The sequence below is a fragment of the Haloferula sargassicola genome (assembly GCF_040362925.1).
In the GTDB taxonomy this organism is placed as follows: Bacteria; Verrucomicrobiota; Verrucomicrobiia; order Verrucomicrobiales; family Akkermansiaceae; genus Haloferula; species Haloferula sargassicola.
On the sequence record NZ_BAABRI010000038.1, the window covers coordinates 1 to 8,115 of the forward strand.

Below are 8,115 nucleotides of genomic sequence, written 5' to 3' on the forward strand. Positions count from 1 at the left end.
CGAGCGTTGCTTGGCCTTGTAAACGGCGCCCATGCCGCCCTGGGCGATAAAGGATTGGAAATCAAAGGCAGGAAGCAGCTCCGAAAGCTGCTCCGGCTGCGGGGCGATGAAGGTTTCGTCGCTCATGTCAGGGAAAGTCTACGCTTATCGGGCGGGAACGTTTCGGTCCCGGCCGGTTTTCTGGCCACATGATTCAGAAAAGCGGCGTTTGGTAAATGATCCACTCCGGGATTTTCACCGCGGCATTGTAGAGTGCGTGAAGGACAATGGCGGTGAGAAGCGTCCGCGAGGCGGCATAAGTCATGGCGGTCATGAAGCCCACCACCCCGATCAGCAGCAGGGTGGTGCCGGGAACGAAGTGGACTAGGGCGAAGACCACCGCGGAGAGCAGGGCGGCGACTCCCACCGGCAGGCGGTTGGCCAGCGAACGGAACAGCACCCCGCGGTACAGGATCTCCTCGGCGATGGGTGCGGCCATGCAGGCGGAAACAATGCCTAACACAAGGCCCCAGGGGCCTTCCTCCGCGGACGAAAGCCCCCCTGTGGGGTCGCCGGTGGAAAAGCGGTCGAAGGCCACGCGCAGGCCGAAGTCGAGGATCTGCAACATGGCGAAGGCACCGAGGACCAGCTTGCCATCGAAGGGGCCACCGAGGCCGAAGCGCGTCCGGACATGCCGGGCTTTTCGAAACAGCAGCCCCAGCGCGATGAGCGCCGGAAGGAAGCGGGTAAGGCTGTCGAGGGCGATGAAGACCGGCATCGGGAACAGGGGGCCGTCCCCGCCGCTGCGGGCGACGTGACCGGCGAGCTGCTCGAATACGGTGGCGAAGCCGAGGTAGGCGAGGTAGGCGAGCAGGAACACGCCGAGGCCGTAGGTGGGATTCCAGCGTTCGGTGTAGTTGACGCGCGGGCCGCGGGATCTGGCCCGCATGAAGGCGAGCAGGGTGCCGGGGACGAAAAAGAGCCCGCCGAGGGTGAGGGCGATGACCGTCCCCCGCGCCTTCAAGGTATTTCCCACCAAGCGGCCGGTGCGGGTCTCGGCAAGGTGGACGAAGGCTTCCGTATCCTTGCGTTCGAAGGCGCTGAAATAAGCAAGATCCCACCACGTTTCCCTGCCCTCGATGATCCGGGTGGCGATCTCGTTTTCCGTCGGAGGAGCATCGAGCCCATACTGCCGGAAGGGCCCGGCCGCCGGGCTGGCATGTTCCCTGACGGCCACCAGCACCGCCAGGGCATAGGCCCCCTCCTGGTCCCCGGCCCAATGCCCGGGGTGCTCATGATGATGACCGGCGGGCGAGACGAGCTGCTCGAGGTTGGCGATGGCATGCCGCAGGGTGCGATCGACCGAATCGACACCGAACAGGGCCCGCAGCCACGAGGGCATCTCCCGCAGCCCTTCGGCCAGGCGCAGGTCGCGATCGGCCTTGCGCAGCGCCATGCTCCAGGTCTCGGCCTGCTCTGCCGCGCCACCGGGCTGGACCGGACGCCCGAGGTGATTGTCCCACAGCCAGATGCCGACGAGGAAAACCAGGACGAAAAGAAAGGGCTCGGCGAAGCGCCTCCTGATGAGTGGTCGGTAGGGGTTGATGGCGGGTGTAAGGGGTGGGTGTCGCCGGGGAATTTCGACGGAATGGCCGGTCCGGGCAAGCCCTCAGCGAGACCGCGGGAAAAGCACCGCCTGCCGTCCGCGCGGGAATTCCGCTGGATTGCCCGGGCACCCTTCCCCAGATTGCGCCCGATGCCGACGGAATTGGGAATGTGGCTGGAACTGGGCGCGCTGGGCTTGGCCTGCGTGGTCGCCGTGGTCGGTTTCATGAAAAAACGGTCGCGCGAGGCCGGGCGGGAGCTCCCCATACCGCCCGCCGCCGGGGCGGAAAGTCCCTACTCGCCCCCTGGCACGCCGCCGCCCCTGCCGGACGAGGTGATGGCCGCGGAGGCGGACGAGGGCCCCCTGGAGCCGTTCAATCGCGTTCGCTGCCGGTGGGTCCGCCGCTGGGACTTTCTGGTGATCGGCCTGGTGCTGTGCCTGTATCTGTGGCCGGTGGTGCTGACGATCCTCGGCAAAACCCCGGACGAACCCCCGAAGATCGAGCTGGCCACCATCGTGGCGACGATGGTGATGCAGTTGTTTTTTTCCGCCGTGATCATCGGTCTGGTGGTGTGGCGGATCAAGCCGGTGCGCTGGCTGGGCCTGAACTGGCCGGGGCGCGCGGGCATCGAGTGGGTGAAGTGGCTGGTGGCCGTGCCGGTGGCCATCGGCGCCACCTGGATGCTGCTGACGGCGCTCTATCTCAGCGGCTTCATCCAATGGGTGCAGTCGGTCGAAGGCAGCGACGGCCAGCAGGAGGTGGTGCGCGCCTTTCAGGAAATCAACGACCCGCTGACGCTGGCGGCGCTGATCCTGATGGCGGTGGTGGTGGCCCCGGTGACCGAGGAGCTGATTTTCCGCGGCTATCTCTATCCGGTGGCGAAAAGTCGGATCGGCCGCAATGCGGCGGTGATCGTGAGCGCGGTGGTCTTCGCCGCGGTGCATCACAACGCCGTGGCGCTGCCGGCCCTGACCCTGCTGGCGCTGATGCTGGCGGTGAGCTTCGAGTTCAGCGGCTCGATCTGGATGCCGATGTCGATCCACGCGGCATTCAACGGCCTGACGGTCATCGGCCAGCTGGCGATCAAGTTCGGCTACGCGACGCCGCCCACTTCATGAAGACCCTGCGCGACATCGGCGAGGACGCGCTGATCGCGCGCCTGCTGGGGAAAATCCCGGCGTCCGACCTGCGGGTCGGTCCCGGTGACGACTGCGCGGTGGTCGATGACGGCCGCGGCCCGCTGCGACTATTGAAGACCGACGCCATCGTGGAGGGCGTTCATTTCCTGCGCGAAGCGGCACCGGCCAAGGTCGGCTGGAAGGCGGTGGCGCGGGTGATCAGCGACTTTGCCGCCATGGGCGGCCGGCCGCGGCACCTGCTGGTCACGGTGGCCCTGCCCGCGGACTTGGAAATCCGCTGGGCGGAGGGACTCTACCGGGGCATCGGGCGTTGCCTGGAAGCGTGGGGCGGCCAGCTCGCCGGCGGCGAAACCACGGCCGTGCCGGAGGGAGGACCGGTGATGGTCTCGGTGGCGGGCGAGGGCGTGGTGGACCGCCGGCACTGCGTGGGCCGCCGCGGCGGAAAGCCCGGCGACGTGCTGGCGGTCACCGGCGCGCTCGGCGGTTCGATGCGGGGCCGGCACCTGAGCTTCGAGCCACGGCTGGCGGAAGGAGAGCGGCTCGCCCGCGGCGGCGCGCGCGCCATGATGGACCTGTCCGACGGTTTGGCAAAAGACCTGCCCCGGCTGGCCAAGGCCTGCGGCTGCGGCTTCGAGGTGGCGCGCGAGGCCATCCCGAGGAGCCGGGGCGTCACGATCGAGGCCGCCATTTCCGACGGCGAGGATTATGAACTGCTGGCGGCGGTGGAGCCGCGGAAGTGGGACCGGCTGGTGCTCGATTGGCCGCCGGAACTGGCTCCGCTCCAGGCCATCGGGCGCCTGGTGGAAAGCGGTGGCACGCTGGCTGGAGGCTGGGAACATTTCACGAGCTGACATGCTGCACCTGGTCCTCATCGCCCCGGAAATCCCGCACAACGCCGGTGCCGCCGGCCGGCTCGCGCTGGCCACCGGCTCGCGCCTCCATCTGGTGAAGCCGCTCGGGTTTTCGCTCGATGACAAGCACGTCCGCCGGACCGGCCTCGATTACTGGAAGGACGTCGACCTGCAGGTGTGGGACGATTTTTCCGAACTACGGCAAGCGGCGTACCCGTCGGCGCGGTTCTGGTTTCTCAGCACCAAGGCCGGGCGCGCGCACTGGGACGCGGAGTTCTCGGATGGCGACTATCTCGTGTTCGGCTGCGAGTCGCGCGGTCTGCCGGAAGCGATGGTGCGGGAAGCCGGCATGCACGGGCTGCGCATCCCGATGGCCGAGGCTTCGACGCGGAGCCTGAACCTCTCGACCGCGATCGCCATCACGCTCTACGAGGCGGTGCGACAGACCGGCACGCTCTGAGCTGGCATCACGAGCCGGGCTCGGGGAACACGATCTCGCGGCGGTTGTCATCGCCCATGCCGAAGTTGTCGAAGACGTCCTTCGAGGTGACGTAGATCATCACGCCGAAAAGAAGAAACACGAAGGCAAGCTGGAGCACCTCGAGGAACTTCACGTTCACCGGCCGGCGGGCGATCGCCTCCATGGTGGCGATGGTGATGTGGCCGCCATCGAGCACCGGGAAAGGCAGCAGGTTGAGCAAGGCGAGGTTGATGTTGATCAGCACCATGAAGTTCAGGATCCGGTGCATCGGATGGTCCATCAGCAGGGAGAAATACTGGATTTTTCCGATGCCCACCGGTCCGCTGAGGTGCTGGATGCCGATGCTGCTGTGCGGGTCGGCGACGCTGGTCACGGTCATCCACATCTGGCGAAGCGTTTCGACGATCTGCTGGCCGGGGTTGGGGTGCAGCCACTCCTCCTTGAAGGGCGTGGGGGTGTTGAAGAGGGCCCCGATCATGTAATCCAACGGCTTGTCATCGGGCTTGGGCTTGGTCCTTTCCGGCCGCACCGGACGGAGGCCCAGCTGCATTTCCTTTCCATCACGGCGGACGGTGACCTGAAGCTCGCGGCCCTCGCTGCCTTGGAACATCTCGATCATCTGGCTGTAATCGACGATCGGCGTGCCGTCGATGGCCACCAGCACGTCCCCTTCTTTCAGCCCTGCGAGCTTGGCCGGAAGGTTGTCCTTGTCGGGGAAGCCCGAGACCACGATGTCGCCTTCCGGTGACATCGGGGAAATGCCCACGCTGCGGGTCTGGCGGCGCTGCCACCAGGCGGTCGGCTGGATTTCGTAGGAGGAAACGATTTCCATCCGCCCGACACCGGGCCGCTCGATCATGAAGGGAATGCGCTCTCCGGAGCTGGTGACGATCTCGGTGATGATGCTGTCCAGCGGCATGTTCCAAGAGGTCACGGCATGGCCGCCGATCGCGAGAATCCGGTCGCCCCGCTGGAAGCCGGCCTCCTCGGCGGGACTGCCCTTCTCCACCCAGCCCACGGTGGTCGTGTGGATGATGTCGACCGGCTTGCCGCTGACCCACAGGATGACGGCGGAAACGAAGGCCAGCAGGAAGGAAAACAGCGGTCCGGCGAAGGCGACGATGATCTTGTCGAGTGGCGAAATCGGCGGCAGAGGCTCGCCCTCGCGATTGCCGCCCTCGATGGCCTCCATGGGCGCCATCTGCGGAAGGGCCACGAAACCGCCGGCGGGAATCCAGCCGAGACCGTACTGGACGCCGTTGATCTCCTTTTTCCAGATCGGCTTGCCGAACCAGATCTGGAAGCGGTCGATCTTGAGCCCCCTCCATTTGGCGGCCCAGAAGTGACCCAGCTCGTGAACGAAAATGATCAGGTTGAAAAACATGACCACCACGAGGATCAGGAGGGCGGTCATCAGGGGTCCGGGTGCGTCTGGCATGGTGGGAATACGAGCGCAGCCTACGTGCGGGGTCGCGGTCATCAAGCAGTTAAAACCCACGACATCGCGCCGACCCACGCTCCAACAGCATTGACGAACCGTGTCGGGATTTACGAAAGTCCGCCCGATGGCCCTCCGCATCGCGAGCGCGGTAATCCGCGGTGAAATCGACAACACGACCGAAGGACAAACGATCGGGCGCTTGTGGCTGGTCGGTGCGGACGATCCGGTCGGGCTGGAACTGGTCGGCGATTGCTGGCGCGACCTCGCCGGTGCACGGCTCCGTTTCCTGAATCCCAACCCCGCAGGAGAGCCGATCGCCCTGCATCCGGCGCAAAAGGGCCTGGTCGGCGACATGACCGCCTCGCGGAAATCCCGCATGCCCACCTGCGACTTGGGAGAATGCCTGGCGCGGGAGGCGGCCGGCGAAATCGTGCCGTCGGTGTGGAAGAACGAACTATATCTCGAATGGTTCGACGACCGTCAGGGCCGGGTTTTGATCGAGTCGTGCGATTTCCTGCTCGAACTCGGCGAGTCATCCTGGGCGATGGACGCGGACGCCGAGGAGGCGCAGAAGCTGGCGAACCTCCAGGCCATGCGCGACTACCTGGCCGGCATGATCGCCCGCCCGCCGTCCGGCGCTCGCATCGCGGGAGATGAATTTGCCTGGGAGCAGCGGCTCCAGCAAAGCGATCGCCTGACGGATGCTTACCAGGAGGTCCTCGAAAAGTACATGGATGACCCCGACGCCGAGCGCAAGGAGGCCTTCGTCATGGGCTGGGACGGCGTCCTGGGAGCGATGGCCGAAGAGAGGGAGCAGGGCTTCGACTCCCCCGAGGAGGTCTTCGATTTCAGTGATGAAATGGGGGACGACGAGGAGGAGGACTATGACTTCGAATCCCACCCGCTCCAGGAGGAGGCGCAGGATCTCGCCCTTCGCTCGATCGACCTGCTGCGCGAGTGCGACGAGCACCTGGGGGAGGCCCAGTCCGTGATGAGCGCGCTCTCGCTCGTGGCCGCCAAGTTGGCCGGGGCGCTGAATGGGCACTACGAGCGCGAGCAAGGCTATGTCATCGCCATCCTCAAGCGCTGTCTCGACTCCCAAAACGAAGCTTTGGCATCCTGTGGCCGGCTCCTGGCTTCCGGTCCCGATGCCGAACAGAAGCTCGCCATCGAGGCCCTCAGGCGGGGCATCTTCGACCTGCGGGGGAAGCTCACGGAAATGCGCCGGCAGCTCAGCGGACGATGAAGTCGGGTTTCTGTATTGCAGGCTCGGATTCCCTGAGTATCAGGAAGGCGATGATGAAATACGCGATCGCACTGGTTCTGGTTCTGGCCACGAGTTCCTGCAACACGATGATCGGCATGGGACGCGACTTCCGCCAGCTCGGCGAGGGCCTTGAACACAAAGCCCACGGGAAAAACTTCGACGGAAGTGACCCGGCACCTCAGGACACTCTCCCTACCTATTGAACCCGGGGCCGGGGCCTCGACTCTGGATCACTTGGTACTCAGCACGGCTCCGCTGGGACTGCGGTAACCTTCGGTGTAACCCCAGATGTAGTTCTTACGATGCGCTGAGGGCAGCGTGGTCGAGTCCTCGTTGATGTGGGGATTGTGAGAGCGCCCGGCCAGTCGGTCCGCGCTGCCATCCGCATAACCGCGGTTGTAGGCCTCATCCCGCGTGTAGCCTGCTCCGGGAACTCCGATTTCCGTTCGAAAGAACGGCCGGCAGGAATTGAGGCCCAAAGCGGTCAAGACCGCCACAAGAACGAGCAGGGAGGCTTTCATGGTGGCATGCTCTTAACTTTTCCCGACAGCTTCGTCCAGCAAAGGTTCGGAACCGAACCCAGATTGCTCCAGGCCTCACGCAAAGAGGGCCCGGTCGAGAGATCGGTATTGGATCGCCTCCAGCACATGGGCGGGACCGATCTTTTCCGCACCCTCCAGATCAGCCAGCGTTCGGGCGACCTTCAGAATCCGGTCGTGCGCTCTCGCTGAAAAGTTCAGCGTTTCCATGGCATGCTCGAGATAGCCGGAACTTTCGGAGTCCAGGCAACACCATGCCCTGACCTGCCTCGGTGTCATGGCCGCGTTGGTCTTGGTCGAGCTGCCTTTGAAGCGCTCCAGTTGACCGCGACGCGCAGCCATCACCCGGCTCCGGATGGCGGCCGACTTCTCTCCGGATGTCCCGCTGGATAGTTCCCGGAAATCCACCAACGGCACTTCCACGTGGAGATCGATGCGGTCCAACAGAGGCCCGGAAATGCGCTGCCGGTAGTTTTCGATCTGCCGCGGCGAGCACCGGCACTCCCTTTTCGAGTCTCCGTAATAGCCGCAGGGACAAGGATTCAAGGCGGCCACCACCATCGCCCTCGCCGGAAAGGTGATCGAGCCTGCTGCCCGGGTGATGGTCACGTACCCGTCCTCAAGCGGTTGCCGGAGCACCTCCAAGGTCTGGCGGCGAAACTCCGGGAGTTCATCAAGAAAAAGGTAAGCCCCCGAGCGACCGCCGTTGGATTGGGGTGGACGCTGAGGGTCGGATGGATCAGGCGACGCGCTTGAGGTCGCGGGCGGCGGGATGCTTGGCGCGGTTTTCGGCAGCCCAGACTTCCGGCAA

The 8,115-nt window shown here is 65.1% G+C and carries 9 protein-coding genes; 5 read left to right on the forward strand and 4 right to left on the reverse strand.

What is annotated here, in order from left to right:
* Positions 1 to 193: 193 nt before the first annotated feature.
* On the reverse strand, positions 194 to 1,435 hold the full coding sequence (locus tag ABXH26_RS20280; protein WP_353568932.1) for a CPBP family intramembrane glutamic endopeptidase: 1,242 nt from the start codon (positions 1,433 to 1,435) through the stop codon (positions 194 to 196).
* Between the two features lie 300 nt (positions 1,436 to 1,735).
* Here ABXH26_RS20280 and ABXH26_RS20285 point away from each other — a divergent pair, with 300 nt between their 5' ends.
* The 3 genes from ABXH26_RS20285 to ABXH26_RS20295 are packed head-to-tail and all read left to right on the forward strand — an operon-like array spanning position 1,736 to position 4,036.
* Positions 1,736 to 2,704 carry a CPBP family intramembrane glutamic endopeptidase gene (locus tag ABXH26_RS20285; RefSeq protein WP_353568933.1) on the forward strand — a complete coding sequence of 323 codons (969 nt, stop codon included), beginning with the start codon at positions 1,736 to 1,738 and terminating at the stop codon, positions 2,702 to 2,704.
* Positions 2,701 to 3,576, forward strand: a complete 876-nt coding sequence (locus tag ABXH26_RS20290; RefSeq protein ID WP_353568934.1) for a thiamine-phosphate kinase — start codon at positions 2,701 to 2,703, stop codon at positions 3,574 to 3,576. The genes ABXH26_RS20285 and ABXH26_RS20290 overlap by 4 nt, the downstream gene beginning before the upstream one ends.
* Before the next feature lies 1 nt (position 3,577).
* The gene (locus ABXH26_RS20295; protein ID WP_353568935.1) at positions 3,578 to 4,036 is read left to right on the forward strand and encodes a tRNA (cytidine(34)-2'-O)-methyltransferase; all 459 of its coding nucleotides are present in this window, start codon (positions 3,578 to 3,580) and stop codon (positions 4,034 to 4,036) included.
* A gap of 7 nt (positions 4,037 to 4,043) precedes the next feature.
* Here the strand turns inward: ABXH26_RS20295 and rseP are convergent, their stop codons facing one another.
* Positions 4,044 to 5,495 (reverse strand): RIP metalloprotease RseP, encoded by a 1,452-nt coding sequence (gene rseP / locus ABXH26_RS20300; RefSeq protein WP_353568936.1) that lies wholly within the window; start codon positions 5,493 to 5,495, stop codon positions 4,044 to 4,046.
* Positions 5,496 to 5,622: 127 nt separating this feature from the next.
* On the opposite strand from rseP, the gene ABXH26_RS20305 reads away from it, so the two are divergent.
* Both ABXH26_RS20305 and ABXH26_RS20310 read left to right on the forward strand, forming a co-directional pair.
* Complete coding sequence (locus tag ABXH26_RS20305) at positions 5,623 to 6,744, forward strand: SAM-dependent methyltransferase (protein ID WP_353568937.1); 1,122 nt, start codon at positions 5,623 to 5,625, stop codon at positions 6,742 to 6,744.
* Positions 6,745 to 6,794: 50 nt separating this feature from the next.
* On the forward strand, positions 6,795 to 6,968 hold the full coding sequence (locus ABXH26_RS20310; protein WP_353568938.1) for a hypothetical protein: 174 nt from the start codon (positions 6,795 to 6,797) through the stop codon (positions 6,966 to 6,968).
* 27 nt (positions 6,969 to 6,995) lie between these two features.
* Here the strand turns inward: ABXH26_RS20310 and ABXH26_RS20315 are convergent, their stop codons facing one another.
* Together ABXH26_RS20315 and ABXH26_RS20320 are read right to left on the reverse strand one after the other, a co-directional pair.
* Positions 6,996 to 7,286 (reverse strand): hypothetical protein, encoded by a 291-nt coding sequence (locus ABXH26_RS20315; RefSeq protein ID WP_353568939.1) that lies wholly within the window; start codon positions 7,284 to 7,286, stop codon positions 6,996 to 6,998.
* 75 nt (positions 7,287 to 7,361) lie between these two features.
* Complete coding sequence (locus ABXH26_RS20320; protein ID WP_353568940.1) at positions 7,362 to 8,099, reverse strand: ATP-binding protein; 738 nt, start codon at positions 8,097 to 8,099, stop codon at positions 7,362 to 7,364.
* Positions 8,100 to 8,115 lie beyond the last annotated feature (16 nt).

Coding starts and splice junctions, on each gene's coding strand:
- ABXH26_RS20290 (WP_353568934.1), top strand. CDS start 2,701: ATGAAGACCCTGCGCGACATCGGCGAGGACGCGCTGATCGCGCGCCTG.
- ABXH26_RS20285 (WP_353568933.1), top strand. CDS start 1,736: ATGCCGACGGAATTGGGAATGTGGCTGGAACTGGGCGCGCTGGGCTTG.
- ABXH26_RS20310 (WP_353568938.1), top strand. CDS start 6,795: ATGATGAAATACGCGATCGCACTGGTTCTGGTTCTGGCCACGAGTTCC.
- ABXH26_RS20315 (WP_353568939.1), bottom strand. CDS start 7,286: ATGAAAGCCTCCCTGCTCGTTCTTGTGGCGGTCTTGACCGCTTTGGGC.
- rseP (WP_353568936.1), bottom strand. CDS start 5,495: ATGCCAGACGCACCCGGACCCCTGATGACCGCCCTCCTGATCCTCGTG.
- ABXH26_RS20295 (WP_353568935.1), top strand. CDS start 3,578: ATGCTGCACCTGGTCCTCATCGCCCCGGAAATCCCGCACAACGCCGGT.
- ABXH26_RS20305 (WP_353568937.1), top strand. CDS start 5,623: ATGGCCCTCCGCATCGCGAGCGCGGTAATCCGCGGTGAAATCGACAAC.
- ABXH26_RS20280 (WP_353568932.1), bottom strand. CDS start 1,435: ATGGCGCTGCGCAAGGCCGATCGCGACCTGCGCCTGGCCGAAGGGCTG.